Below are 24007 nucleotides of genomic sequence, written 5' to 3' on the forward strand. Positions count from 1 at the left end.
GCGACCGTTACGATCGCTTTTGAATCTCCTCGCGGAGAATCGAACTCACGACTTCGCCCTCTGCCTTCCCGCGGAGCGCGCCCATCGACTCGCCCATGAGCGCGGAGAACGCGCCCATGCCCTGTTCTTTGACCTGCTCCTCGTTGCGTTCGACGACTTCCACGATGATGTCACGGACTTCGTTTTCGCCAGCAGAGCCAAGGCCTTCTTGTTCTGCGGCGGTTTCTGCGTCGAGTTCCGGATTCTCCGCGAGCGCGGTGAGGAGTTCTGGAATCCCCTCTTTTGCGAGGTCGCCGTCTGCGAGCAAAGCGAAGACACCCTCGAAGTGTGATTCGGTGAGTTTCGTCACGGGCACGTCGTCGCGGCGGAGTTCGATGACCGTACTCTCGACAACGTTTGCGGCGGTGTTCGCGTCCACGCCCATCTCGATGCCGCGCTCGAACAGCGGCATGCGTCGGGAGTAGGCCATCTGGTTTGCCAAATCCTCGGTGAAACCGAACTCCTGTTGGTAGCGTTCGACCTTTTCGGTCAGCAGTTCTGGAATCTCGACCTCGGATGGGTCTAAGTCAACCGGCGGCACGTCCGTCTCGGGGTACATCCGTGCCGCGCCGGGGAGCGGGCGGAGGTACTGGGAGGTGCCGTCCTCGTTCGCGCCGCGTGTCTCTTCTGGCACTTCTTCGAGGGCGACCTGTGCACGGGCGGCGACGGCCTCGATTGCCTGTGCTGCCACGTCTGCGGAAGCGGCGACCATCGCGACGGCGTCGTCCTCGCCCGCGCCAACGGCTTCGCGGAGGGCAGCGACTTCGTCCTCGGTCACGCCGTAGGCAGGGAGTTCGTCGGTGTGGAAGATGCCGCCCGCGCCGTTGCGTTTTGCGTGGTCTGCGAACTCGGTGCCGAGGCGGCGGTCTGGCTGAATCTCCGCGCCGACGAGGCCGTCGAAACCGAAGAGGGGGACGGCCATCGCCTTCCCACCCGCGTCGAGTGCGCCTTTGATGACGCCGCTTTCTGAGTCTTCGAACACCGCGGTCACGTCCTGCACCTCGCCGACGGTCGCGCCGCGTTCTGCCAGTTCGTCTTTGAGTTCGAGCAGGCGCACCTGTCGGTGAACCTCGTTTGCCACGAGGTCTTCGATGCCGTCGAGGCTCTGGACGCCTTTCATCTCGACACGCGCGCCGTCTGCGATGGAGACGTTCACGTCCTGGCGGATGGTGCCGAGCCCGCGTTTGACCTGCCCCGTCGAACGCAGGAGCATCCCGATTTGCTCTGCGGCTTCGCGGGCCTGTGCGGGCGTGCGGATGTCCGGTTTGGTGCCGATTTCGACGAGCGGGATACCGAGGCGGTCTAAGCCGAAGGTGACTGCGCGGTCGGATTCTTCGATGCGCTGTGCGCTCTCCTCTTCGAGCATGAGGTCTTCGATGCCGACTGCGCCCTCTGAGGTTTGAATCTCGCCGTCGTTTGCGACGAGCGTCGTGCGCTGGAAGCCGGAGGTGTTTGAGCCGTCAACGACGATTTTCCGCATGATTTGGGCCTGGTCGAGCGCCTCCATGTCGAGCAGTTGGGCGACTTCGAGCGCCACGGTGACGGCCTCGTGGTCTAAGCGGTGCGGGGGTTCATCGTCCTCTTCGACCAGACAGGTGGAGTCGAAGGCGAGATAGGTGAATTCGCGTTCGACGCGGCTCTCTTCTACGGCGGCGTCGTCGAGTTCACCGAGTTCTGAGCGCGTGGGATGGAGATAGCGAGTAAAGGAGCGCACCGATTCCTCGGGTTCTCGACGCACCGTCGGGCAGTTACAGTACAGTTTGCTCGCGGTATCGAGTTGCTGGTGAATCTCGAGTCCCGCGATAAGACCGAGTTCCTCGTAGTCGTACTCACTCATTACTCGACGATGGGGTATCGATGGGCAAAAAACCATCCAGTCGCCGCCGCCGTACTCTCACCGCTATTGAGCGCTCGATTCGGTCATCAACGCCGTCGAAGACGCGTTCGACCAGTTGCTCTACATGAGCACGTCTACGGTCTGACATTGCAATCGCTCGGCTTAGACGACGCCGAGTCGGCGGAAGAACGAAACCTGCTGGTACATCCGACAGCCGATGCACAAGCCGGTCGTGGCGGCCACTCCGGCGAGCACCGCGACCATACCGGCGAGGAGGTAGGCCGCGAGTGGGACGCCCGCGAGCAGCAAGGCACTCGCCACGACGGTGCACCCCGCGCCCATGAGTTTCGCAAACCGATGTGGCGCTGCTGGTTCGCGCCGTTCTGAAGTCCCAACAAGCGGTATCATCACGGTCCGCCAGCTAAAGCCATAGAGGTCGAGTCGCCATCTCGAAAGCAGTGCCATCCCGAGAATCGCGGCAATGGCGTAGATGAGGAGGGGTTCTGCAAACACCACGCCAGCCGTGAGCACCGTCGCGGTGATAGCCTGCCCAAAGCGCGGTGCCCGCGGGTCTACGTACGTGAGTCCCGAATCGGAAGCCGCGGTGGGCGCGGTGGTCGTTGTCGCCGTCATTGTGCCCTCCGTACGTGGTGAATACGTATCTCCACACGTTATCCGGCACCGTTCTCCGCCGTCGTTGACGGGTCGTCAGAAAAAGCGGCAAAACAGCCTTAATCGCCAGACCACTGTCCGACGTTCTCGGGTGTAACGCTCGAAAGGTCGACGCGGGCTGCGTAGGCCATCAGTTTGTCGTAGAGGTCGCCAAAGTCGTAGGCACCGTTGTGTGCATCTAGGCTGATGAACACGCCAGAGTCGGTCGTTTCCTCACCGAAGAAGGTTCGAAACTGCTCGAACTCGTCGAACCCATGTACAGAATACTGGTAGGTCGCGTGTGAGAGGGCGTTGTACGTATCGCGGGTGATGTAGCCGTAGCGTTCGTTATCCACGAAATTGTTGACGTTGATATCCTCGATGTTCGCCTCCACGTCATCACGAATGTAGAGCGCCTCGTAGCGAGTTGGATTAAAAAGCCAGATATCGCGGAGTGCGTCCTCACCGAATGCTTCGATGCACTCGACGAGTTTGCGTTTGGCATCTGCCATAGTATGCATTCTCCGGCGCGGTAATAAGAAGGTTTTTGTCATTCACTTTCTCGAAAAATAATAATTCTCGGCGACAGAGAGGTAGTCGAACGTGCGCCGTTAGTCGTCCTTGCTCAGGATGCCGCGCTCGGTCATCTTGATTGGTTCGAGCACTTTATCGACCTCGTCTTCGGTGAGGTAGCCCTTTTCGAGCGTGACCTGTCGGACGGTCTTGCCTTCTTTGAGTGCCGTTTTCGCCACGTCAGAGGCCTTGTCGTAGCCAATCTGTGGGTTGAGCGCCGTAGCGAGTGCCATGCTCTGTTCGACCTGGTTTGCACAGTGTTCGCGGTCGGCTTCGAGTTTGGCGACGAAGCGCTCTGCGAACACCGCAGACGAGTTTGCGAGGAGTTCTGCGGATTGGAGGAAGTTGTAGGCGAGCACCGGTTTGTAGAGGTTCAGGTCAATCTGTCCCTCTGCGGCTCCCGCGGCGACGGCTGCGTCGTTGCCGACGACCTGCTTGTGCACCTGATTGACGGCCTCTGCGACCACCGGGTTGATTTTGCCGGGCATAATCGACGAGCCGGGCTGGTTCTCCGGTTGGTCGATTTCACCAAGGCCGTTGCGCGGCCCGGAGGCGAGCAGGCGCAGGTCGTTTGCAATCTTGTTCAGAGAGCCTGCGATGGTGCGCAGCGCGCCGTGTGCTTCGCCCATCGCGTCGTGGGCGGCCTGTGCTTCGAAGTGATTGTCGGCTTCGCGGAAGGCGAGGCGGGTCTCCGTTGCGATGTACTGCGCGGCTTTCTCCGGGAACTCTGGGTGCGTGTTGAGTCCCGTGCCGACGGCCGTGCCACCGAGGGCGAGTTCAGCGAGGTGCGGGCCGATGTTGTCGAGACGGACGAGTCCCTTTTCGACCTGCGTGCGGTAGCCGCCGAACTCCTGACCGAGACGAACCGGCGTCGCGTCCTGCAGGTGGGTGCGGCCGGTTTTCACGACGTCGTCGAACTCTTCTTCTTTCGCGGCGAGGGCGTCGCGGAGCTGTTCGAGCGCCGGACGGAGGTCCTTCTCGACGGCTTCGTAGGCGGCGACGTGCATCGCCGTCGGAATCACGTCGTTAGAGGACTGGCCGAAGTTGACGTGGTCGTTCGGGTGAATCTCTCGAGAACCGATTTCGCCGCCGTAAATCTCGGTGGCGCGGTTGGCGATGACCTCGTTTGCGTTCATGTTCGAGGACGTACCAGAGCCGGTCTGGAATACGTCGACGGGGAACTGGTCGTCCAGTTCGCCCGCGATGACCTCGTCTGCGGCCTCGATGATGGCGTCGGCTTTGTCCGCGGGGATCATGTCGAGGTCCTTGTTTGCCTGGGCGGCGGCCTTTTTCACGACGCCGAGCGCGCGGACGAACCGTCGCCCGAAGGAAATTCCCGAGATGGGGAAGTTCTGAATCGCGCGCTGGGTCTGGGCACCCCAGTACGCGTCTGCCGGTACCTGCATCTCTCCGAGACTGTCGCGTTCGGTCCTGAACTCCTGGTCACTCATGCGTAGTAGAGACTCCTTCGCATGGGGCGTAAAAGGCATCGAAAGCGGTCAACGTTCCGGCTACTGGCGGGCGTCGTACTCTTCCGGTGTGTACGTTTTCAGTTCGAGCGCGTGGATGTCCGTTGTCATGTGCTCTGAGAGCGCGTCGTACACCATCTGGTGTTGCTGGACGAGCGTTTTCCCCTCGAACGCCGGGGAGACGACCAGCGCGGCGAGATGTTCGCCATCGTTTCGTGGGTCGCTCACGGTCGCCTCTGCACCCTCGATTTCCTCCTCGATGAGTCGCTCGATTACTGTGAGGTCCATACCAACAGAAGATAGCCCGACTCTGAAAACCGTTCCCTCTGGCCTATGCCTGTGAGTCTACTCTCACGACCACCGTATCTGCGAGCATGTCGCCAAGGCGTTGGTCGCGGTCACTGAACCAGATGAACAGCAGGCCAACGAGGTAGATGAAGGGAAAGTTATCCACCAGCCGGAGGACGTTGCGAATCAGTGACGCCTCCATGTCGGTTGGCCCGCCATCTTCTTTCACGACGACGATTTTCATGAGCCGTTTCCCGAACGTCTGGCCGTAGGTGGCCTCCATGTAGATGAAGTACGCGAGCGTCAAGAGCAGGCCAATCGACCCGCCAAGCGTCACGCGCGCATTCCCGAAGATGTTGAGCGGTGCGACGAGCGCACCGGTGATAAGTCCCATGAGAATCGCGTCGATAATCCAGGCGACAATTCGTGCGCCCAAGGTATCCGTTTCGGTGCCCAATTGCGGCGTTGGCCGTTTCATCGAAACAAAACTCTCACGGAAACAAGATAAACTTCGGGTTTGGGTGCGCTACTGATAACTGTTCAAGACTATCACTAGCAAAAAACATATATGAAACTCATCAATAATTAAGATATGACTGGTAGTGAACCGCCTGTTGTGACCATCGATATCGAAACGACGTCACCGACTCTCGACGCTGGACAGCGACCGAACTTTCAAAATCCTCGAGATTTCGAAATTTTTACCATCAACGTGGGAGCCATCGACCCGGACGGCTCGCAATCGACGGCGGTGTTCTTCCGTGAAGATTCGAGCCCGGAGAGCGAATTGGCCGTCATCGAGTCGGCGGTCGAATGGTGTCTCGAGAAAAATCCAGACGTCGTGTACAGTTACAACGGTGAGTCGTTCGACTTCATCCACCTCGCTGGGAGACCGTCGCTCGCCGCACAGGAAGCGCACGTCGAAGATACCGTCTCACCGCTCGTCACGGAGTTTCTGCAGGGTACCAAGAGCATCGACCTGAAAAAGCCCATCTGGACGAAGTTCGGTGCCGCGCTGTCGTTCGAAGACGCCGTCTCTCGGGCGACTGGCCAACCCGTGCCCCAGACGATGTGGCAGGAGTTCGACCACGGCATCCCGCTCGCCAAAGAACGGGCAGAAGCAGGCCTCAATCCGTTGCCCTCAGAACTCCGCCCGTCCGACATTCCGATTCTCGGTGAGTACTATCTCAGCTATTGCGACGCGAAGAAGGGTTCCACGACGGCGCTCGAGGAACTAGAACGCATGCTCACGCACTACGGAAACAACGACATAGCCGCCCAGTTCGACCTCGCACAGGCAGTCGCGTAATCAGGTCCATCGGTCGAGGCCGGTCTGAACCACCGACGCTTCGATGCGTTCGAAGCCGCGGGCAACCTCGTCTGCTGGGATTTCCCACGTTTCGGTGACGTACGCTTTCGCCGCTTTCAGATCAGGCGAGATGTCCGTATTGAACGCGTAGTCATCGGTCACGTCGGGTTCGAGAAACAGCCCGCGGATGATGTCTGCGTGTTCGATGTACTCGTCTTTCGCCTCCAGCACCGCCCAGAGGTCGCCGTGTTCTTTGACCAACTTGACGGCGGTTTTCGGGCCAATTCCCGAGATGCCCTCGTTGAAATCGGTGCCCATGAGGATGCCAATGTCGACCAACTGCTCCCATGTGATGTCGTGTTTTTCCAGCGTCGCCGCCAAATCCATCAACTCGGGGTCGCCCTTGCTCGTGAGCTGGCGAAGCGTGTACGGCGCGCCGAGCAACAGCGTGTCGTAGTCCTCGCTACCCACGTAATCTACGTCGCCGTTTCGCGCCATGTAGGCGGCCTGTGCCTCGCCCTCTGCGGGCGCTTCGATGACCGGCACGTCGAGCAGTTCGAACAGCGTTCGCGTCGTCTCGTGGATGGTGTCGGTGAGCCGAATCGTGCGGGCTTCCTGTCGGGCCGCCTCGATGGCGTCACCGCGCTCTCTGGCCTCTTCTGCGGCTTTCTCGGCCTTCTGTTTCTGTTCGCGGCGCGCTTCGATTTCAGCCTCTTTGAAGTCGGTAATCGCGCCGTCGAACACCATCACCGGCGTCAGGTCGTTCTCGAAGAACTTGGGCAGTCCTTGAATCACGCCTATCAGATTTGCGACTTCCGCGCCCTCGCTCGTGGTGTACACCTCGTCGCGTGTCCATTTGACCGTCGTCGTGAGGTAGCGATACAGCCAGTTGTGGGCGTCAACGGCCACGACGGAGCCCTTCAGTTTCTCGAAGGGGATGTCCTCAATGGCCGCAAGTTGGCGGAGGTCTGCGTTTCCCATACCGCCTCTATTCGGCGCAGCGTGTTTGAATCCCCCGACCGGCGGTGGCTATTTATCGTCAGAGAGGCTATAGAAGGGCGGAGCTTTCGAATGGCTACAGGCAAAGTGACCTTCTTCCACGACCGGAAGGGGTACGGATTTATCGAGACCGACGATTACGACGACGATGTGTTCTTCCACATGGAAGACATCGGCGGCCCCGACTTAGAAGAGGGTCAGGAGCTTGAGTTCGACGTGGTCGAAACGGACAACGGTCCTCGCGCACAGAACGTAAAGCGGCTGTAACGGCAAACGAGTTTTCCCTTATTTTGGCGGCTGAGCCGCGGCTTTGCGCGCCAGAAACGAGCGTTCTTCAGCCGACAATCCCTCGCGCGCTCGATACACGTCGAGTCCGTCCTGATATCGTGCTTGGGTCCGCGTGCCGGGGTGCGCACAGACGAGTTCTGCAATCCCCGTTTGCTCACCCGTGTAGCCAAACCTTGCTTTCCAGACGGCTTCGTACGCAAACGGGTTGTTAACCGCGATTTTGACGGTTTCGTACCCGCGCTCGTGGGCGACCTCGGTCACGAACGAAACGAGCGATGCGCCGATACCCTCACCGCGGCGGTCGCCTCTGACCGTCACGTACCGGAGCCAGAGCGTTGTCTCGTCGGTTCGGTCTTCGTTGAACGCGAGAGCGCCGAGCAGTTCCTCATCCTCACGGGCGACGGCCTTCCCGGTGTTCGACATGACGAACTTTCCAGCATACGAAAACTGACGATAATCGAGTCTGAGTTTCGGGCCATCGGGCGGCCAGCCGAGCACCGCGTACTCCATACACACTCCCTCGTGGCTGATGGCGAAGTAGGCTTCGACTAGCAGTTTTCGCCGAGTTCGACCTCGTCGGTCCACGCCGCGGGACTGAGGGTGGTGTCGTTTATGTCCCGGAGCGTGCGCGTCTCTCCGAACGTGACGGTTCCGCCGTCTCTGGTGAGCGTCACGGAGGTGTGTGAGTACTGCACCAGCCCGGACTCTGAGACGACGAGGATGGCACGATATTCTTCGAGGGTCGTGTCAGACCCCGTCAAAAGCGTATCTTTCGGGTCGGTAGTCGCGTAGACGGTCGCGTCCATGCCGTCGTAGCGGATTGTCTCGACCTGTCGGAAGTCGAGTTCCGTGATGAGGTAGGAAAGACGGTTTACGTCTGCGACCGACGCCACGTCAACCGGCACGCGCAGCGAGTCGTCTTGGTACGGTTCACAGACTTTTCCCGTGAGATAGTTCGTCGGTTTCTCGGGGAACACCGTCGTCGCGTTGTACGCCGTCCACGAATCCGTCGTCACGCGGCGGTCGAAGTGGCGCGTCGTACTGCCTGCGTTCGTCACGCGGTCGGCCCAGTGCAGGTGAGACACGTCGCGGCTCTCGTCGATTTCGATGGTCTCCTCTGCGTGGAAGACGCGCTCTTCGAGCTCGTTTTCAGACCAGTAGCGCCCAAAGCTGGTCACGCTCTCTAAGTCGTTGAGAGCCGCTTCGTGGGCGGAGACGAGGCGGCTTGCGCTGAGCGAGGCGAGCGGACTGTTGGTGATTTCTGTGTCGGTGTACGTCGGCCCCTCAAACCGACCAAGCGGCTCAGGTTCTGGCGTCTGTGACTCCGTGGTATCCTGCGTCGGTGCCGCAGTCGTCGTCTGCTCGGTTGTCGACCCACTTTCTGGTGGCGTGCTACTCCCGCCACCCGTGGCACCCGCCGATGCGGGTTGCGTATCAGCCTGCGTGGAAGTTGCTATCGTGGTGACAGGTGTCTGTGTCGTGGTGGTCGTAGTCGGTGTTTGCGTCGTCGTGGCTGGCGTCGCTGTGGTCGTTGTTGCCTGTGGAGTGTGCGTTGACTCAGCCGTCGTTGTCGTGGCTGACGACGATTCCGGTGTGGTTGTCGTATTCGGCGTTGTGGCCGCTGTCGCCGTTTCCATCGCATTTTGGGATGCCGCTTCAGTTGCGGTAGTTGGTGGGGCTTCGGTCGTGAGCTGCTGGTTCGTTTGGCTGACCGCACCACAACCTGCGAGGGAGATGAGGAGGGCGAGAAAAAGAGGGAGGGCTCGTTTCATACTTCGACATGTTTCGTGATTATCTTAATACTTGTCATGCTTTGAGTAACAACCTGACTGGGGTGAATCTAAGAGGTGTCGGTCACAACACGTCCGTATGGGACACGGCCGCGACGTCACGCTGTTCGACCGGTTTGCCAGTGCGTACGAACGGGCGATGCCCGCAGCAGATAGGGCCACGCTCGAAGCCGGGTTGTCTCGCGCCACTCGCCCCATAGAGCGCGTCCTCGACGTGGGTGGCGGCACCGGGCGGGCGTCGCGGGCGCTCACAGCGACAGAGAGAATCGTCGTTGACGCCGCGAGAGGGATGCTCGTGGAGGCGCGCACACACGGCCTCGACGTGGCACAGGGCGATGCAACGCGCTTGCCAGTCGCCACCGACAGCGTGGATGCGGTGGTCATCGTAGACGCCCTCCACCATATGCCGAACCATCGGTCGGTCGTCCGTGAAGCTGCGCGCGTCGTGCGCCCCGGCGGCGTGGTTGTCATCCGTGAGTTCAACCCCGAAACGCTGCGCGGTGGGGCGCTCGTCGCACTCGAACGTCTCGTCGGCTTCGATTCGACGTTCGACACGCCACACGAACTCGCGGGACTGGTGAAAGCGGCGGGTCTCGAACCAACTGTTCCAGAGACCGGCTTTGGCTACACCATCGTCGGCGTGGCGACCGAAAACGATTCGCCCATTATCGAGGAGCGATGAGACTGAGCAATGAGTGACACCGCCTCCGCTCGTGTCGCTGTAACGCCGCGTACCGCACTGCTCGCGCTCGGTGATGTCGCGCTCATCACGCTGTTCGTCTTTCTCGGGCAGATGGAACACGGCACGCAAGGCCTCCTCATGACGACTTCCCCGTTTTTACTGGGCTGGCTTTTCCTCGCGCCCCTCGCGGGCCTCTACGACGGTCGCCGTCGTGACCTCAAAGCCACAATCGGTCGAACCGCCGGCGCGTGGGTGGGCGCGGCGCTCATCGGACAGGCGCTCCGTGCGACAGAATTTTTCCCCGGTGGGTTCGCCATCGCGTTCGTCATCGTCTCGATTCTCGTCGGCCTCGTGTTGCTCGTCCCGTTCCGGACGGCCGTGGCCTACACGTCCTGAGACCGCCGGATGAGGACGAAGCCGAGGGTCGAGCCAATCGCGCCAAATCCTGCAAGCACCGTAAACAGCACCATCGGCGAGAAGTAGGTCAACAGCGTCCCGGCGATGACGCCGCCAATCGCCCCCACGCCGAAGACAAACAGGTAGGTGTAGCCATACGAGAGCCCCCGCGCCTCGGCGGGCGAGTACTCCGCAATGGACGCCTGATAGATTGGCTGGACGAGAAACAGCGTAAAGCCGAGTGCAACGCCGATAAGCAGGAAGGGGATGACGCCCGCGCTCGCGGCAGGGACGATGAGCAACGCAATGAGCGCGAGTGCGCCGAACCCGAACAGGATGCCGTACTCAACGGGGAAGCGGTCGGTGAGCTTGCCGCCTGTGTACTGGCCGATGACCCCGACCATGAGGAGCCCGGAGTAGACGTAGCGGCTCAGTTCATCGCGCGCGATGTCGAAGGCGAAGCCAGCGACGGTGACGGTCGCGCCGTCGAAGCCGAGGAACTCGGTGATGAGCGCAGGCAGGAACGTGAGCGAGCCACGATAGTAGAGGCCGGACATCATGGCAACCGTGAGCACGAGCGCGAAGCCGCCAACGAACAGCGCACGCGACTCTTCGACGAACTCAGACACCGATGAGATGGGTTCGCTCTCTGCGTTCTTGCCGCCGTCTGCGGAGACCGCAGCGCGCTCATCGACGTTGACGCGCGCAGCGTAGAGCGCGGCGGCCCCGGCGGGGATGGCAAGTAGGCCGACGACGATGCGCCAATCGTAGACGAGCAAGAGCAGCGAGGTGATGAGTGGGCCGAGGGCGATGCCGAGGTTGCCCGCCATGCCGTGGTAGGCAAAGGCGCTGCCGCGCTCGGTGACGCCACGACTGATGAGCGCGAGGCCGGAGGGGTGATACACGCTCGCTGCGAGCCCCCAGAGCAAGAGCGCGGCGGCGACGACGAGCAGGTTCGGCGCGAGACCAAGAAGCAAGAAAGAGCCGCCCATCCCGAGCAAACAGGCGGTGATGAGTGGGCCGGAGCCGAATCTATCGACGAGCACCCCACCGGGAAGCGCGCCGAGGCCGAACAGCGCAAAGCCAGCGGAGACGACGAGGCTGATGGTGGCCTCGTTCACGCCGAACTCTGCCATCCAGATGAGCAACAGGATGGGAACCGAGAGTTCGTAGGTGTGGACCATCGCGTGGGCGACCATCACGAGCCCAACGATAGACCGGTCGTTATGGTTCACTGAACGGGCAATTGCTTGCCGAGGCTGAAAAGTCGTCGGTATCGGCAGATGATAGGTCGTGCCGGGCCACACCGGCATTCCTATCTGTATCGTGCGAGCTGACAGTAACAGCAGTTATGCTGTGTTGGGTGGATGCACTCGCTCATTGCGCTATGTTCTCACGCCTCAAGAGCCTACAGTTTGGGCCAAATTTCGCCGTCAGTTTTCAAACATATATTTTTCCTGCCCTTTTCAAAAACTGTTTCAAATATCACGAATGTTCGAAACAGAGGCGTCGGGATTCGGTTTCTACGCAATCAGGCTCCCTCATAAGTTATGAGAATAATTGTAAAAACACACTCAAAATAGGCAGACTACCTTCTTAGAATAATACCACCCACTTATGGGAAACACTTATACATCTAATTCCCCTTGTTACTAACAGATTATGACGGGTTATTACGACATTATCCTTGGTCTCATCCCTGTATCTCTCGGGGGGATCACCGCATTGCTCACACTCATCGGTTTTGAACTCACAACCGCAGTTCCAATCGCCGCACTCGTGAGTGTCGCCCTCATCGGACACGGCCTGTTCGTAAACGGCCCCGTCGATACACCGGCACCCCAAACGACCAACGAACGACCGCCGAAAATCGGCTCTGCAGACTAATACTCGTCACCGACTCCGTTCTTTTTCCTTTTCCGGTCTTTTTTACCACACGTTCTGCTGTCACCACACCTAAGACACAGACCCCCTAACTCAGGCGTATGCCTCATGAGAGCGGTGCAGTTAGATTTCTCCCGAGCGATGCACTGAGCGGACTCGCAACACCTGAAGAGTACGTCGCGGCCGTCCGCGAGGGCTACCGCGAGCGCGGCACCGGTGCGCCCGCAGAGCCACGAACCAGCCTCTTTAACGACTCCCCACCGGGAAAACTCACGAGCTATCTCGCCATCCTCCCCGAGATGGGCGCGATGGGCGGCTACATGTACGCCGCCGGCTTTGGCAACCGCGACGCCCAGTTCGTCCTCCCGCTGTTCGACGCAGAGAGCGGCGCGATGAAGGCGCTCTTAGACGGCGCGAACATCAACCCGTTTAAAACCGGTGCCGTCGGCGCGGTTGGCGTCGATGCGCTCGCCCGCGACGACGCCTCCACGCTCGCGCTCATCGGCAGCGGCGCACAGGCCCGCGGGCAACTCAAAGCCACCGCAATCGTCCGCAACCTCGACTCGGTGTACGTTTACTCACCAACGAAGGAGAACCGCGAGGCGTTCGCCGCCGAGTTCAACGAACAGTTAGACGCCACCGTCGCCGCCGTCGCCTCAAGCGCGGCTGCCGTCGAAGACGCGGACATCGTTATCACCGCCACGAAGGCCAACGAACCCGTCTTCGACGGCGACCTCCTCTCGCCGGGGACGCACGTCACGGCGATGGGCCAATACCACCCGAAAAAGCGCGAACTCGACGCGACGACCATCCAGCGCGCGAAGTACGTCCCGGACCTCCGTGCGCGGGCGCTTTCTGACGCCGGGTCGTTCCTCCTCGCCATGGAAGAGGGCGCGGTCACCGAAGACGACATCTACGCTGAACTCGGGGAGGTCGTCGCCGGAGAAGTGCCGGGCCGCGAATCTGCCGAGGACATCACCGTCTTCGACAGCGGCGGGACGGCCATCGAAACCGTCGCGGCGGCGCAGATGCTCTACGAAAAGGCCGTCGAGCAGGACTTGGGTGAACAGATGGAGTTCTCGCCCGCGAGTCAGGCATTGACGGGCGAATAAGGAGAAAATATTTAGCCAATTTGAGAGAAGGGTGGCTTATGTCGCCCGGTTCGACTCGTCGTCATTTTCTAACACTTGCGTCTGTGGTCACTGGAACCGCGATAGCTGGTTGCAACGCTCCTCTCGGCGGGAGTGAGTACTACCCCATTACTATCGAAAACGACCACGACCAGAATCACATGGTGGTGGTTTCGATTACGATATTTGATGACCACGGTCTGGGATTTTCGACTGCGTTTTCCGACAACATGTTGGTCGGCGCTGGGCGTAGCCAAGAGTTCGAGGAGGGAATCCCAGCACCCGACTCGAATCCCGAGTATACCGTCTTAGTAATGCTAGAGAATGAGACGACGAATAGGTTGGATTTCACGCTCGATAATGGAATAGCGGAACTGAAAATTCAAATTACGGCTGGGGGAGAAATCGAAATACAACCGGTCAGGTAACCTCAGGAACCCAGTAAGGAATCGTTTACAGATACGACGCCAACCCGACCGCCTGCACCAGCGAAATCCCGCTCACGAGCGCGCCGAGCAAGTACCCTCCAATTGCGCCGCCGTTGAGGAGCGGCAATCCGGCGTGCGGGCGGCCTTTCATCACCATGAACATCAACACGAGCAGCCCCAGCAGCGTCCCGATGAGCGACGTGAGCGCGGGGAGATTCAGCGTCAGTACCCCGAGGTTGAACATCGGCGCGGGGGCGAACACGGCTGCGCTTGCGACCATCACAGTTGGCATGACGGCGTCACCGAGGCCGATAAAGAAGGCGTCGCGCGAGCCATCATCTTCACTTTCGTCTGTTTCTTCATCGTCTTCGTTCACCCCGTCGCCCGCACCTTCTGCGAGAAACGAGTACGAGAGCGTGAGCGGGATGATGAGGATGACGGGGACTTTGATGTCCATTACGCCCTCTGCGAGCGTGAGCATGTGTTCGGTGCCGTAGACGCTGATGGCGTCGTAGATGGCGAGCGCCGAGAGCAACACGATTGCGGGCAGGAGACCGAAGCTAATGCCAAACAGCCCCGCCGCGCCAGCGCCCATCACGATGCCCACCGCGTCGATGACGTACCACTCGGGGTAGGCGAGCAGGAGAATCCCGAGCAGGCCCGCGGCGACAAAGGGGAGGACGTTCACCGCGCTGCCGCCAATCGTCGCCGTCACGACGGGTGGGATGAGGATGCTGAAAACGTAGAGCGAGACGAGCGAACTCGAAAACACGATGAGGCCGCGAATCACCCACGTCAAGTCGAGTTTAAACGCGAGCAACATGACGCCGGTGGCGACGAGAATGGCGGCGAGATAGACGAAACTGTTCGTCGGGTCGTCGGGGTTCTCAACTGCCTGATAGCCAGCAGCGTCGAACGGTTGGACGAGCGCGAGCGCGCCCATCTGCACGAGCAGAAAGATGCCGACTGTCGCGGCGGTTGCGAGATACATCCGCGAACGGTGTTCCATACTGAAACGTTGTGAGCCGCCGCCTTTTCCGTTTCGCTACCGGGCGTAGAGTTTCACGCCGATGAGCGTCGCCGGACGACGGTCAGAAGAGATGGCGACGTAGGGGTTCGAGACGGGACCGAACACGTCCACGATGCGCCCGACTTCGTCCAGATTCTCGTCGATAACGGCCGTGCCGATGTTCGGATGCTCCTCGCCGGGCAGTCGCACGATTGCGAGGCCTTGGGCGACCCGGGAAACCTCACCGACCCGCTTCATTCGCGCAGGACTCCGACGTAGACGGCGACGGCTTGGATGAGATCGCTCTTTCCGGCGTCGTCTGCGTTTTTCACGAGGACGCGACCGCGTTCTTCGAACTCGCGTGAGTAGGCTTTGTTCCGTTCGATGACTGCGTCGTAGCCGACCTGCTGGACGGCCTTCGCAATTTCCTCGACCGTGGGGTCTGTGACGGCGAGGTCTTCTGGGACGCGACGGCCTTCGCTGCGCGTGAGTTCCGCATCGAGATAGGCGGGCCAGATGACGTTCTCGACCATACAGTTCAATCAGCGGTCACGGATTAAACGCCTTCTGTTGTCGAAAAGCCCGCGAGAAAGCGGTGGCGATTAGGTTCGACGCAGCGCGACCAGCGCGGCACAGACGAGCGCGAGGAGCGCGGCAGTGATGCCGAAGCCCGGTCCGTCGGTGCTGGTCGTGGCCGTCGCGTCCGTCGTTGTTCCAGACGTTGTGCCATCGGTCATTTCCGTCTGCTGTGCAGTAGTTTCCGTCTCGGTGATGTTCGCTGCTGCGTAGGCTTCGGGGTGGAACGCCTTCGCCATCTGCGTGAGTGGGTTCACGATGCGTGGTGCAGGCTGGTTGAGTTCGTTCGCCTCAAGCACCACGACGTTGCCCTCTTTGACGGCCGTCGTGTTCGTGTACGGTTCTTTTTCTGGGATTCGCGGCTCTGGCACGCCCGTGTCCACGACGATAAACTCGGGGTCGTACTCCGCGACGACCTCGTCTGAAATCTGCGCGTAGCCCGAAATGCCTGCCTCAGCGGCGACGTTCTGGCCACCCGCGCGCTCGATGAGCGAGTGGATGAACGTTCCGTTCCCGGCGGTGAAGCCACCGGTCAGGTAGAGGACGCGCGGTTTGTCCTCGTCTTCCGTGGCTTGCTCAATCGTATCCACTTGGGCTTTCATCGCGTCAACGCGCTCCTGTGCGCCGCCACAGGCACCGACGAGCTTGCCGGTCAGGAGCGTCTTTTCGTACACCGCCTCAATGGAGGCGGCTGACTCGAATTTGTAGACGGTGAGGCCCGCGTCACGGAGTTTGCTCACGGTGTCGTCGGGGACGATGTTCGGCGCGAGAACGAAGTCAGGGTCGAGCGCGACAACCTTCTCTACGTTCACGGTGAACTGGTCTTCCGCGACGATGTTCTCTCGGGACTCTGCGCCCGCAAGGTCGCTCGTGTAGTCGTTCACGGGCATTCCCGTCACTTTTTCTTCGGCACCGATTTCCCACATCGTCTGGGCCGCACTCGGTTGGAGCGCGACGACCGATTCGACTTCCGCGTCAACGGTGACGTCGGTTCCCGTCGCATCCGTCGCGGTGAATGGGAAGCTACAGGATTCCTGTGTCATCGCGTGTGTCTGGCCCGGTGTGACAGCCATCGCGGGGCCAACCCCAGCGAGAACCACCACAAAAACGGCGACGAGCCGCACGAAATTTTTGTGCATCGTACTTCCCCCTCGCCGGTTACACAATAAGTATTTACCTAATGCAAGCACGCTTTCATACATGCGTCAAGAGCTTCGTCTCACCGTGTGGGTCTCGGGCCTACTGGTCGCGCTTTTCTGCGTTATTCTCGTGAGCGCCGCCATGGGTCCGGTACAAATCGACCCGCTCATCGTGGCGAAGATTCTCCTCCAACACACGCTCGTCGTTCCAACGGGCCTCTCGCTGCACATGAACTCTGTCCCACTCCCGCTCACCAACGCGGGCCTTCCGTGGCCGGGTTTCGACCTTGCAACACGCCCACTCTTTTCATTTTCAGTCCCTGAAACGAGCGAAACCATCGTGTTCAAACTTCGTTTACCCCGAATTTTGCTCGGGGCAATTGTCGGCGTCGCCCTCGCTACCGCGGGGACAGTGATGCAGGGCTTTTTCCGTAATCCAATGGCCGACCCCTCCATCGTCGGCGTCTCCTCGGGGGCGGCGCTCGGAGCCGTCATGACCATCGCGTTCCCTCTCGCCATCCCCTTTGGCCTCCAACTCTCGGCGTTCGTCGGGGCGCTCGTCACCGCCTTCGGTGTCTACATCCTCGCAACAGAAAACGGTCGAACCCCCGTCGCCACGCTCTTGCTCGCGGGCGTCGCTGTCCAGACGTTTCTCGGTGCGGTCATCTCCTACGCACTGCTCCAGAGCGGTGACGGCCTCAGAGAAGCCGTGTTCTGGCTCATGGGCCATCTCCATTCGAGCACGTGGGAAAGCGTCACCACGACGCTCCCCTTCGTCGTCGTCGGCGTCGGGATTCTGTTCGCCTACACGAGCGACCTGAACATCCTGCTCATGGGCGAGGAGGACGCCCACTCACTCGGCGTCGAAGTCGAGCGGACGAAACGCATCCTCCTCGCCGTTGCGAGCATCGTCACCGCGGCCGCGGTCGCCGTCTCCGGCGTCATCGGCTTCGTCGGCCTCATCGTTCCCCACGTCATGCGCCTGCTCGTCGGCCCCGACCACCGCATCCTGCTGCCGACGAGCGCCATTGCCGGAGCCGTGTTCCTCGTAGCGACCGACACCGTGGCGCGGGCGGGCGCGGCCGAACTGCCGGTGGGCATCGTGACCGCCGCCCTCGGCGCACCCTTTTTCCTCTATCTCCTTCGCCGCCGGGAGGTCCACCGCCTATGATTTCGCTCGACGACATCTCCGTTTCCTACGGCAACGTCTCGGTACTCGATTCGATTTCTGCGAGCGTCGAGGACGGAACCTTCGTCGGCCTCATCGGGCCAAATGGCGCGGGTAAGACCACGCTTCTCCGCGTCCTCAACGGCGCAATCGAGCCGGATGCCGGCACCGTCTCAATCGACGACCAGTCAATTCGCGGGCTCTCTGCGAAAGCCGTCAGCCAACTCGTGGCGACCGTCCCACAGGACACCTCCGTCGCGTTTCCGTTCCCAGTCCGCGAGGTGGTGGCGATGGGCCGAAACCCGTACAAAACGCGCTTCGACCGGCGAACCGAAGAGGACACGACGGCGGTGTCGCGCGCGCTTTCTCGCACCCAGACCACCGAGTTCGCAGACCGAACCGTCGATGAACTCTCGGGGGGCGAACGCCAGCGCGTCATCCTTGCCCGCGCACTCGCCCAAGAGACGCCCGTGCTCTTGCTCGACGAGCCAACCGCGAGCCTCGACATCAACCACCAGGTCAGAACGCTCGAACTCGTCTCGGGGCTGGTCGAAGAAGGGAAAACGGCAGTCGCCGCGATTCACGACCTCAATCTCGCCGCCCACTACTGCGACGAACTCTTGTTGCTCAGCGACGGGCAGGTGCTCGCCGCAGGACCACCGGAGGACGTGCTCACCGAAGACGCCCTCGCGGCAGCGTTCGACACCCGCGCAGTCGTCGCCCGCCACCCAGTGACCCACTCCGTCTACGTCACGGCACTTCCCGAGATGGGCACCGAACAGGACGCGCACGTTCACGTCATCGGCGGCGGCGGAACGAGTTCTCGGCTTCAGTATCTGCTCTCTGCGGCGGGCTACAAAGTGACCGTTGGCGCGCTCAACGAAGGCGATTCAGACCTCGAAACCGCTCGACTGCTCGGTCTCGAAGCCGTGGTCGAAGAGCCGTTCGCGCCGCTCTCTGCGGACACGGTCGCTGCTGCGAGAACACTCATCCACGAGGCTGACGTGACGGTGTTCGCGGACGTCGAAATCGGCATCGGGAATCGCGCAATCCTCGACCTTGCCGGCGAAGCAACCCGCCTGCTGATAGTCGAAGAGCGGCCGTTCGAGGCACGAAACTACGCGGGCAGTGAGGCGGGCATGGCGTACCGAGACCTCTGTTCGCAGGGCACCGTTATCGACCCGGGTGACGTGCTGCGGGCTGTGGACACGCTCACTGCCACGACATCCACCAGTCTTGAACCATGAGTGCCTTTCTGTCGGTTTTCTAGCACTATCTGCTTCGACCACACTGGTGACCGGAACTATGGCTGCGTGAACCGCTTCGATGACCTGGTCTGAAAACGTTGTCCACAGTGGCTCATCCGATAGTTTTAGGGATTGATGGCCTGGCTTTCGGGGCGGTTCAGTAACCCTCACATAACAGTCAGTTCATCCTGACCGTCCGATAGGTTAATCTATCTATTCTTCGTATATATCGACAATGGTAAACAAAGCCGTTATCATCATTCTGGCGGTTATCGTGTTTACCTCCCTCGCGGTTGGAGGGTTGCTGGGGATGCAACTTGCGAAGAATCAGGGCGGCAATTTTGACATTGGGGGAGACAGCACGCAGACGCAAACGGACGACACAGACCAGACAGCGCAGGCCACCGAAACGCCTGCAGCAACGCAAACCACGGCAGTGCCGGAGACTGACCCCGACTCGTTTAACGAAACGAAGGTCGCGGTGCTCGTCTATGAGGAAATCAACGCAGCGCGGGCAGACCAAGAAATTAGCGAACTTCGCTTCAAAGACGAGTTGACCGAGATGGCGCTGTACCACAGCACGGACATGGCGGACGGCGAGTACTACGCCCACGAATCACCGAATGGCGAGACGGTCGAAGATCGGTACCGCAAATACGAACTCTACGAACAGTGTAAAATCTTAGACGACTCGAAAGGCTACTACCACCGGGGCGCAGAGAGCATCGGGAAAACCACCGCGGGTTCCTACTACACGGTAAACGGCGAACAACGCATCAACGCCGATGAGCAAGCGGTCGCCGCCACACTCGTAAACCAGTGGCTGAACACCACGACGGACGCAGAGTACATCGGCCTCGACAACGCCCGCTCGCTTGGCGTGGGCGTGCGCATCACCGCAGACGGCACCGTGTACGCGACCGCTACCTACTGCTGAGACACACTTTTTATTACGCGCGTTGGGCCAGATACGCAACACCAGCGCCGACCCCACCCGTCGGAAGCGAGAAGGCAACTACCCCAATGCCGAGTTGGATGACCGGAAGCCCACCGCCCAGCGAGAGGATGAACACGGCGAGCAGTCCACAAAGGAGGTAGCCAGCGACACTCTGTCGCCCCACGGAAAGCGGGGCTGTTTCTGCGCTCCACAACCCATATACGAACGCGAGTACCGGCCCGGAGAGGAGCGTTATAGCGACCGCGACGAGCCTGAATATCGAACCGAGAAACTGTCCGAGTAAGAGGGTTCCGAGCAGGCCAACGACGCCGAGGCCCACGCCGACGAGGCCGAAGACGGCAACAATCCAGTTTGGCTCAGGCCCGAATGCAATCGGTTCGTCCGCCATTAGCCGTGGCTACTGAGGTGAGCGGTTTAGCTGTTGTGACAGTCCGTCTGCAAGTACTTTTGCGGATAGGCGACAATTGTGTTCTCAATGGGGCTGCGAAATGTGCTGTTGGTGGGACTCGCTCTCGTCGTCGCCTGCGTGTTCGCCGCCCTTCCCACGCCCGCGGGACTCGACCAAGCAGGTCAGTTCGCGCTCTCGACCGCGCTGTTCGCCGCGATACTCTGGGTTACAGGCGCACTCCCGCTCCCCGTGACTGCCCTCTTGATACCGGTGTGCCTGACGCTGCTTGGCGTGTTTCCACGCCTCTCCGGTGCCCTCACCGGATTTGCAGACCCAATCGTGTTCTTACTGCTCTCGGGGTTCATGCTCGCAGCAGCACTCCAGCGCCAGAATCTCGACCGGAAAATCGCCTACGTACTCTTGGTTCGCCTCGGTACCTCCCCGCGTCGCCTCGTCCTTGCGGTGATGGTGACGACAGCGCTGCTTTCGATGGTGATTTCGAATACGGCGACCACGGCGATGATGGCACCCATCGCCCTCGGCCTCGCGACGCAGGTGACGGGGGCGCACGAAGAGCACTCGAATCTCCACCGCTCGTTGCTCCTCGGGACGGCCTACGCCGCGAGCGTCGGTGGCGTGGGAACCCTCATCGGCACGCCGCCAAACGCCATCGTGGTCGCAGCCCTCGCTGAGTTTGCTGACATTCAGATTAGCTTCGTCGAGTGGCTCGCGATTGGCCTGCCCGTGGTCATCGTCACGCTCCCGCTCGTCTGGTACGTCCTCACTTTCGTCGTGTTCCCACCCGCAGCCCACGACGTGTCTGTGGTCCGCGACGAAACACGCGCCCTGCTCGAAGCAGACGGGCCACTCTCGCCGCACGCGAAACGCGTCGCACTCATCTTCGCTGCGACGGCGACGCTATGGATACTCGGTGGCCTCGGCTTTCTCTTTGAAGGCGTGCTTTCCCCACGGCTGTACGTCACCCTCTTTGGCGGCTCTGGGCCGAGCCTCGTCGGCGCTGGCGGCCATCAGGGCGCACTCTACTTCGTGGTCGTTGGCCTGCTCTCGATTCCGGCGCTCGTGCTCGCAGACACCGTCGAATGGGACGACCTCCTCGCCATCGACTGGGGAACGCTCCTGTTGCTCGGCGGCGGTCTCTCGCTCGCGAACGCGCTCACCGAAACCGGGGCAACCGAATGGCTTGCGACCAACACCTTCGGTGTGGTGATGGACGCGCCGCTTTTCGTCTTGTTGTTCGTCATCATCATCGTCACGATTCTCGCGGGCGAACTCGCCTCGAACACCGCGATGGCCGCGATTCTCGCCCCACTGCTCATCACGGCCGGGCTTGCAACCGGTGGCGCGTTCGGGGCAGCCCCGGCGGCCGTCGCGCTCACGCTTGCGCTCTCGGGGGCCATCGCCGCAAGCTTCGGATTCGCGCTTCCGGTTGCCACCCCACCAAACGCCATCGTGTTCGGTACGGGCGAACTCACTCGCGGGGAGATGCTTCGCGCAGGAGCGTTGCTCGACGTGCTCATGGCGCTCGTGCTCACGGTGTTGTTCAGCCTATTGCTCCGCGTGTGGCCGTCGATTGTCGCCTAAAGCACGAACGTGAGCGTCCACAGCACGCCCATGCCCGTCACAATCGTCGCCACCATGTTCTCGGTGCGCCACGCAACCGCACCCGCGACCAGCCCAGCGAGGAGTTTTTCGTTGCCGATGCCGAGCGCGAGCGATTCATTGACGAAGACGAAACTCGGGATGACGAGGGCGGCGAGCACCGCCGCCGGAACGAACGACAGCGCGCGCTCTGCGCGCGGTGGGAGGTCATCGAGTTGTCCGAACAACTGGATGAACGACAGTCGGATGAGGAACGTGCCAACGCCCGCCGCTATGATGATGGCCCAGAGCAGCGTCGGCTCGATTGACGTTGGCATCTACGCCCACCTCTCTGCGACGAGGAGGCCGGTTGCAATGCCACAGAGCGAGCCGATGAGCAAGCCGAGGTTAAACGGCAGCCCTGCGCCCACGACGGCAATCACGCCGCCGCCGACGCCCGCCGCAATCGACGGCCGGTCTTTCATCGCGGTGATGAGCAAGGTGAGGAAGATGAGCGGGACGGTAAAGCCGAGGTTCCACTCTGCGGGAATGCTCGCGCCGAGGACGATTCCCACGATGGTGGCGATTTGCCAAACGACCCAGAGGGTGATGGCCACGCCGAAATAGTACCAGTGTTTTTTCACGTCACTTTGCTCGAACTTGATAATCGATACCGCAAACGCCTGGTCTGTGAGGATGTAGGAAAGCAACACCTTCCAGCGTTCGTTCAACTTCTGAAAATGTGGCGCGAGTGACGCGCTGTACATCATCATCCGCAGGTTGATGACGAGCACCGTGAGGACGATGACCAGCGCCGGGGCGTCTTGGCCGATGAGTTCGATGGCGGCGAGTTGTGACGCGCCCGCGAAGATGATGACGGACATCCCAACCGTGTGGACCGCCGGAATTCCGGCGCTGACGGCGGCGACGCCCGCGATAAGTCCGAACGGAATAACGCCGAGCATGAGCGGGATGCAGTCGATAACCCCCGCTCTGAAACTGGCGCGTGCAGCAGACATGTAAAAATGTCCACGATAGTGGGGGTTAACGCTTGCTGTATGAGCAGTTTAGACCATCGCGTCCCAGCCCAGTTTGGGGTGTTTCTGCATGAACGAAACGAGCGCGGGGGCGTAGGTTACGAGCGGTGGACACGCGATACCCGACCCGTGTAAATCACGAATCGTGTTCGGGCAGACGTAGCTCGTCGGGTGGTCGAAGTAGTCGACGACCGCCGGATGAATCTTGAACAGGTCGTAGACGCCCGGCACGTAGTCGAGAGCGTTCTGTACCACGACTTTCGGCATCGGAATCCGGAGCAGGGTTCGGTCGGTTGCCGCTTCGAACGCAGAGAGTACTTCCGCCGCAGTCGGTGGGTCTGGGTCACAGAGCTGGTACACCGTATCTTTCGAGTTCTCCAGTTGGCTCAGGTGTGCAATCGCTCTCGCAACGAAATCGCGGGGCACGAGGTTCACTTCCGTCCGCTTCGCGTTGCCAACGACGGGGAGGACGACGCGCTTTCGCCGTCTGAGCATCCACTGGAGGAGATAGTACGGCCCATCGAATTTCTGCGTCCCACCCGTGTCGCTGTCACCGACGACGATAGCCGGGCGATAGATGGTCGTCGCCAACCCGCGGCGCATGGCCTGCTGAACCGCAACTTCCGCCTCGAACTTCGACTCCTCGTAGTGGTTGTTGAACGACTGGCCCACGTCGAGGTAGGTCTCTTCGAAGATACCGACGTGCTCACCGCTCACGTAGCACGTCGAGACGTAGTGAAAGCGGTCTGCATCTGCGGCCTGCGCGAACGAGAGGACGTTTTTCGTCCCTTCGACGTTCACCGCCAACGCAACCTCGCGCGAGACGCCGAGGTCGTAGACGGCGGCGAGATGGAACACCGTATCCACCGAGTCATAGAGGGCTTCGACGTCGCTCAGTCCGAGATTCTCAGCAGTGATGTCGCCCGTGACGAGCGACACGCGCTCCGGACTCGTCTCTGCCCACGCCGCGATGACCGGAAGCCGACGCTCGGCTTTTTTCATGAACTTGGGCTGGATGAGGCAGGTGACGGTCGTCTCTTCGTCGGTTTCTGCAAGCAGTCGTTCGAGCACCGCAGACCCGAGAAAGCCGGGATAGCCGGTGAAGAAAATATGGGTCATCGGC

At 60.8% G+C, this 24007-nt stretch carries 29 protein-coding genes; 11 read left to right on the plus strand and 18 right to left on the minus strand.

What is annotated here, in order from left to right; genetic code table 11:
- Window positions 1–7: 7 nt before the first annotated feature.
- The 6 genes from gatE to V5N13_RS01000 all read right to left on the minus strand — a co-directional run bounded on the left by gatE (window position 8) and on the right by V5N13_RS01000 (window position 5335).
- Window positions 8–1876, minus strand: coding sequence for a Glu-tRNA(Gln) amidotransferase subunit GatE (gatE, locus tag V5N13_RS00975; protein WP_336359240.1), 1869 nt, complete (start codon window positions 1874–1876; stop codon window positions 8–10).
- A 162-nt stretch (window positions 1877–2038) separates the two neighbouring features.
- Complete coding sequence (locus tag V5N13_RS00980; protein ID WP_336359241.1) at window positions 2039–2509, minus strand: DUF4395 domain-containing protein; 471 nt, start codon at window positions 2507–2509, stop codon at window positions 2039–2041.
- A gap of 98 nt (window positions 2510–2607) precedes the next feature.
- Entirely contained in the window at window positions 2608–3039 is a 432-nt protein-coding gene (locus V5N13_RS00985; RefSeq protein WP_336359242.1) for a DUF7522 family protein, read from the minus strand.
- A gap of 99 nt (window positions 3040–3138) precedes the next feature.
- The gene (locus V5N13_RS00990; protein WP_336359243.1) at window positions 3139–4551 is read right to left on the minus strand and encodes a class II fumarate hydratase; all 1413 of its coding nucleotides are present in this window, start codon (window positions 4549–4551) and stop codon (window positions 3139–3141) included.
- A 60-nt stretch (window positions 4552–4611) separates the two neighbouring features.
- Window positions 4612–4857: a BolA family protein gene (locus tag V5N13_RS00995; RefSeq protein ID WP_336359244.1), complete on the minus strand. Its 246-nt coding sequence runs from the start codon at window positions 4855–4857 to the stop codon at window positions 4612–4614.
- A 43-nt stretch (window positions 4858–4900) separates the two neighbouring features.
- Window positions 4901–5335: an RDD family protein gene (locus V5N13_RS01000; protein ID WP_336359245.1), complete on the minus strand. Its 435-nt coding sequence runs from the start codon at window positions 5333–5335 to the stop codon at window positions 4901–4903.
- A 114-nt stretch (window positions 5336–5449) separates the two neighbouring features.
- Here V5N13_RS01000 and V5N13_RS01005 point away from each other — a divergent pair, with 114 nt between their 5' ends.
- Window positions 5450–6166 (plus strand): hypothetical protein, encoded by a 717-nt coding sequence (locus V5N13_RS01005; RefSeq protein ID WP_336359246.1) that lies wholly within the window; start codon window positions 5450–5452, stop codon window positions 6164–6166.
- Here the strand turns inward: V5N13_RS01005 and fen are convergent, their stop codons facing one another.
- Window positions 6167–7147 (minus strand): flap endonuclease-1, encoded by a 981-nt coding sequence (gene fen, locus V5N13_RS01010; protein WP_336359247.1) that lies wholly within the window; start codon window positions 7145–7147, stop codon window positions 6167–6169.
- Window positions 7148–7237: 90 nt separating this feature from the next.
- Between fen and V5N13_RS01015 the strand changes: the two genes are divergently transcribed.
- The gene (locus tag V5N13_RS01015; RefSeq protein ID WP_332898979.1) at window positions 7238–7432 is read left to right on the plus strand and encodes a cold-shock protein; all 195 of its coding nucleotides are present in this window, start codon (window positions 7238–7240) and stop codon (window positions 7430–7432) included.
- An 18-nt stretch (window positions 7433–7450) separates the two neighbouring features.
- On the opposite strand, the gene V5N13_RS01020 is transcribed toward V5N13_RS01015, so the two are convergent.
- Window positions 7451–7963 carry a GNAT family N-acetyltransferase gene (locus V5N13_RS01020; RefSeq protein WP_336361404.1) on the minus strand — a complete coding sequence of 171 codons (513 nt, stop codon included), beginning with the start codon at window positions 7961–7963 and terminating at the stop codon, window positions 7451–7453.
- 38 nt (window positions 7964–8001) lie between these two features.
- Complete coding sequence (locus V5N13_RS01025) at window positions 8002–9225, minus strand: hypothetical protein (protein WP_336359248.1); 1224 nt, start codon at window positions 9223–9225, stop codon at window positions 8002–8004.
- Window positions 9226–9322: 97 nt separating this feature from the next.
- Here V5N13_RS01025 and V5N13_RS01030 point away from each other — a divergent pair, with 97 nt between their 5' ends.
- Together V5N13_RS01030 and V5N13_RS01035 are read left to right on the plus strand one after the other, a co-directional pair.
- On the plus strand, window positions 9323–9925 hold the full coding sequence (locus V5N13_RS01030) for a class I SAM-dependent methyltransferase (protein WP_336359249.1): 603 nt from the start codon (window positions 9323–9325) through the stop codon (window positions 9923–9925).
- Between the two features lie 9 nt (window positions 9926–9934).
- Window positions 9935–10321: a DUF3054 domain-containing protein gene (locus V5N13_RS01035; protein WP_336359250.1), complete on the plus strand. Its 387-nt coding sequence runs from the start codon at window positions 9935–9937 to the stop codon at window positions 10319–10321.
- On the opposite strand, the gene V5N13_RS01040 is transcribed toward V5N13_RS01035, so the two are convergent.
- The gene (locus tag V5N13_RS01040; protein ID WP_336359251.1) at window positions 10309–11556 is read right to left on the minus strand and encodes an MFS transporter; all 1248 of its coding nucleotides are present in this window, start codon (window positions 11554–11556) and stop codon (window positions 10309–10311) included. The genes V5N13_RS01035 and V5N13_RS01040 overlap by 13 nt on opposite strands.
- A gap of 427 nt (window positions 11557–11983) precedes the next feature.
- On the opposite strand from V5N13_RS01040, the gene V5N13_RS01045 reads away from it, so the two are divergent.
- From V5N13_RS01045 to V5N13_RS01055, 3 genes are all read left to right on the plus strand, one after another.
- Window positions 11984–12208, plus strand: coding sequence for a hypothetical protein (locus tag V5N13_RS01045; protein ID WP_332898984.1), 225 nt, complete (start codon window positions 11984–11986; stop codon window positions 12206–12208).
- A gap of 98 nt (window positions 12209–12306) precedes the next feature.
- The gene (locus V5N13_RS01050; protein ID WP_336359252.1) at window positions 12307–13317 is read left to right on the plus strand and encodes an ornithine cyclodeaminase family protein; all 1011 of its coding nucleotides are present in this window, start codon (window positions 12307–12309) and stop codon (window positions 13315–13317) included.
- An 83-nt stretch (window positions 13318–13400) separates the two neighbouring features.
- On the plus strand, window positions 13401–13763 hold the full coding sequence (locus tag V5N13_RS01055; RefSeq protein WP_336359253.1) for a hypothetical protein: 363 nt from the start codon (window positions 13401–13403) through the stop codon (window positions 13761–13763).
- 25 nt (window positions 13764–13788) lie between these two features.
- Here V5N13_RS01055 and V5N13_RS01060 read toward each other — a convergent pair whose 3' ends face one another.
- The 4 genes from V5N13_RS01060 to V5N13_RS01075 form a co-directional block, all read right to left on the minus strand.
- Entirely contained in the window at window positions 13789–14772 is a 984-nt protein-coding gene (locus tag V5N13_RS01060) for a presenilin family intramembrane aspartyl protease PSH (protein WP_336359254.1), read from the minus strand.
- Between the two features lie 36 nt (window positions 14773–14808).
- Window positions 14809–15030 (minus strand): H/ACA ribonucleoprotein complex subunit GAR1, encoded by a 222-nt coding sequence (locus tag V5N13_RS01065; protein WP_332898988.1) that lies wholly within the window; start codon window positions 15028–15030, stop codon window positions 14809–14811.
- Window positions 15027–15305 (minus strand): signal recognition particle subunit SRP19, encoded by a 279-nt coding sequence (srp19, locus tag V5N13_RS01070; protein WP_332898989.1) that lies wholly within the window; start codon window positions 15303–15305, stop codon window positions 15027–15029. The genes V5N13_RS01065 and srp19 overlap by 4 nt, the downstream gene beginning before the upstream one ends.
- 69 nt (window positions 15306–15374) lie before the next feature.
- Complete coding sequence (locus V5N13_RS01075) at window positions 15375–16487, minus strand: PGF-CTERM-anchored ABC transporter substrate-binding protein (RefSeq protein ID WP_336359255.1); 1113 nt, start codon at window positions 16485–16487, stop codon at window positions 15375–15377.
- Window positions 16488–16548: 61 nt separating this feature from the next.
- Here V5N13_RS01075 and btuC point away from each other — a divergent pair, with 61 nt between their 5' ends.
- From btuC to V5N13_RS01090, 3 genes are all read left to right on the plus strand, one after another.
- A complete protein-coding gene (btuC, locus tag V5N13_RS01080; RefSeq protein ID WP_336359256.1) occupies window positions 16549–17658 on the plus strand; it encodes a vitamin B12 ABC transporter permease BtuC in 1110 nt (369 codons plus the stop codon).
- Window positions 17655–18902 carry a heme ABC transporter ATP-binding protein gene (locus V5N13_RS01085; protein ID WP_336359257.1) on the plus strand — a complete coding sequence of 416 codons (1248 nt, stop codon included), beginning with the start codon at window positions 17655–17657 and terminating at the stop codon, window positions 18900–18902. The genes btuC and V5N13_RS01085 overlap by 4 nt, the downstream gene beginning before the upstream one ends.
- A gap of 235 nt (window positions 18903–19137) precedes the next feature.
- Entirely contained in the window at window positions 19138–19839 is a 702-nt protein-coding gene (locus V5N13_RS01090) for a CAP domain-containing protein (protein ID WP_336359258.1), read from the plus strand.
- 13 nt (window positions 19840–19852) lie between these two features.
- Here the strand turns inward: V5N13_RS01090 and V5N13_RS01095 are convergent, their stop codons facing one another.
- A complete protein-coding gene (locus V5N13_RS01095; RefSeq protein WP_336359259.1) occupies window positions 19853–20248 on the minus strand; it encodes a hypothetical protein in 396 nt (131 codons plus the stop codon).
- Between the two features lie 87 nt (window positions 20249–20335).
- Here V5N13_RS01095 and V5N13_RS01100 point away from each other — a divergent pair, with 87 nt between their 5' ends.
- Window positions 20336–21850, plus strand: a complete 1515-nt coding sequence (locus tag V5N13_RS01100; protein WP_336359260.1) for an SLC13 family permease — start codon at window positions 20336–20338, stop codon at window positions 21848–21850.
- Here the strand turns inward: V5N13_RS01100 and V5N13_RS01105 are convergent.
- The 3 genes from V5N13_RS01105 to V5N13_RS01115 are packed head-to-tail and all read right to left on the minus strand — an operon-like array spanning window position 21847 to window position 24003.
- The gene (locus V5N13_RS01105) at window positions 21847–22185 is read right to left on the minus strand and encodes an AzlD domain-containing protein (protein ID WP_336359261.1); all 339 of its coding nucleotides are present in this window, start codon (window positions 22183–22185) and stop codon (window positions 21847–21849) included. The genes V5N13_RS01100 and V5N13_RS01105 overlap by 4 nt on opposite strands.
- Window positions 22186–22866, minus strand: coding sequence for an AzlC family ABC transporter permease (locus V5N13_RS01110; RefSeq protein WP_332898997.1), 681 nt, complete (start codon window positions 22864–22866; stop codon window positions 22186–22188).
- A gap of 48 nt (window positions 22867–22914) precedes the next feature.
- Window positions 22915–24003, minus strand: a complete 1089-nt coding sequence (locus V5N13_RS01115) for an SDR family oxidoreductase (RefSeq protein WP_336359262.1) — start codon at window positions 24001–24003, stop codon at window positions 22915–22917.
- Window positions 24004–24007 lie beyond the last annotated feature (4 nt).

The organism is Haladaptatus sp. ZSTT2, assembly GCF_037081775.1.
In the GTDB taxonomy this organism is placed as follows: domain Archaea; phylum Halobacteriota; class Halobacteria; order Halobacteriales; family Halococcaceae; genus QDMS2.

Coding starts and splice junctions, on each gene's coding strand:
- V5N13_RS01110 (WP_332898997.1), bottom strand. CDS start 22,866: ATGTCTGCTGCACGCGCCAGTTTCAGAGCGGGGGTTATCGACTGCATC.
- V5N13_RS01030 (WP_336359249.1), top strand. CDS start 9,323: ATGGGACACGGCCGCGACGTCACGCTGTTCGACCGGTTTGCCAGTGCG.
- V5N13_RS01100 (WP_336359260.1), top strand. CDS start 20,336: ATGGGGCTGCGAAATGTGCTGTTGGTGGGACTCGCTCTCGTCGTCGCC.
- V5N13_RS01085 (WP_336359257.1), top strand. CDS start 17,655: ATGATTTCGCTCGACGACATCTCCGTTTCCTACGGCAACGTCTCGGTA.
- V5N13_RS00995 (WP_336359244.1), bottom strand. CDS start 4,857: ATGGACCTCACAGTAATCGAGCGACTCATCGAGGAGGAAATCGAGGGT.
- V5N13_RS01095 (WP_336359259.1), bottom strand. CDS start 20,248: ATGGCGGACGAACCGATTGCATTCGGGCCTGAGCCAAACTGGATTGTT.
- V5N13_RS01015 (WP_332898979.1), top strand. CDS start 7,238: ATGGCTACAGGCAAAGTGACCTTCTTCCACGACCGGAAGGGGTACGGA.
- V5N13_RS01020 (WP_336361404.1), bottom strand. CDS start 7,963: ATGGAGTACGCGGTGCTCGGCTGGCCGCCCGATGGCCCGAAACTCAGA.
- gatE (WP_336359240.1), bottom strand. CDS start 1,876: ATGAGTGAGTACGACTACGAGGAACTCGGTCTTATCGCGGGACTCGAG.
- V5N13_RS01105 (WP_336359261.1), bottom strand. CDS start 22,185: ATGCCAACGTCAATCGAGCCGACGCTGCTCTGGGCCATCATCATAGCG.
- V5N13_RS01025 (WP_336359248.1), bottom strand. CDS start 9,225: ATGAAACGAGCCCTCCCTCTTTTTCTCGCCCTCCTCATCTCCCTCGCA.
- V5N13_RS00980 (WP_336359241.1), bottom strand. CDS start 2,509: ATGACGGCGACAACGACCACCGCGCCCACCGCGGCTTCCGATTCGGGA.
- srp19 (WP_332898989.1), bottom strand. CDS start 15,305: ATGGTCGAGAACGTCATCTGGCCCGCCTATCTCGATGCGGAACTCACG.
- V5N13_RS01060 (WP_336359254.1), bottom strand. CDS start 14,772: ATGGAACACCGTTCGCGGATGTATCTCGCAACCGCCGCGACAGTCGGC.
- V5N13_RS01115 (WP_336359262.1), bottom strand. CDS start 24,003: ATGACCCATATTTTCTTCACCGGCTATCCCGGCTTTCTCGGGTCTGCG.
- V5N13_RS01065 (WP_332898988.1), bottom strand. CDS start 15,030: ATGAAGCGGGTCGGTGAGGTTTCCCGGGTCGCCCAAGGCCTCGCAATC.
- fen (WP_336359247.1), bottom strand. CDS start 7,147: ATGGGAAACGCAGACCTCCGCCAACTTGCGGCCATTGAGGACATCCCC.
- V5N13_RS00990 (WP_336359243.1), bottom strand. CDS start 4,551: ATGAGTGACCAGGAGTTCAGGACCGAACGCGACAGTCTCGGAGAGATG.
- V5N13_RS00985 (WP_336359242.1), bottom strand. CDS start 3,039: ATGGCAGATGCCAAACGCAAACTCGTCGAGTGCATCGAAGCATTCGGT.
- V5N13_RS01035 (WP_336359250.1), top strand. CDS start 9,935: ATGAGTGACACCGCCTCCGCTCGTGTCGCTGTAACGCCGCGTACCGCA.
- V5N13_RS01090 (WP_336359258.1), top strand. CDS start 19,138: ATGGTAAACAAAGCCGTTATCATCATTCTGGCGGTTATCGTGTTTACC.
- V5N13_RS01005 (WP_336359246.1), top strand. CDS start 5,450: ATGACTGGTAGTGAACCGCCTGTTGTGACCATCGATATCGAAACGACG.
- V5N13_RS01050 (WP_336359252.1), top strand. CDS start 12,307: ATGCCTCATGAGAGCGGTGCAGTTAGATTTCTCCCGAGCGATGCACTG.
- V5N13_RS01045 (WP_332898984.1), top strand. CDS start 11,984: ATGACGGGTTATTACGACATTATCCTTGGTCTCATCCCTGTATCTCTC.
- V5N13_RS01075 (WP_336359255.1), bottom strand. CDS start 16,487: ATGCACAAAAATTTCGTGCGGCTCGTCGCCGTTTTTGTGGTGGTTCTC.
- V5N13_RS01000 (WP_336359245.1), bottom strand. CDS start 5,335: ATGAAACGGCCAACGCCGCAATTGGGCACCGAAACGGATACCTTGGGC.
- btuC (WP_336359256.1), top strand. CDS start 16,549: ATGCGTCAAGAGCTTCGTCTCACCGTGTGGGTCTCGGGCCTACTGGTC.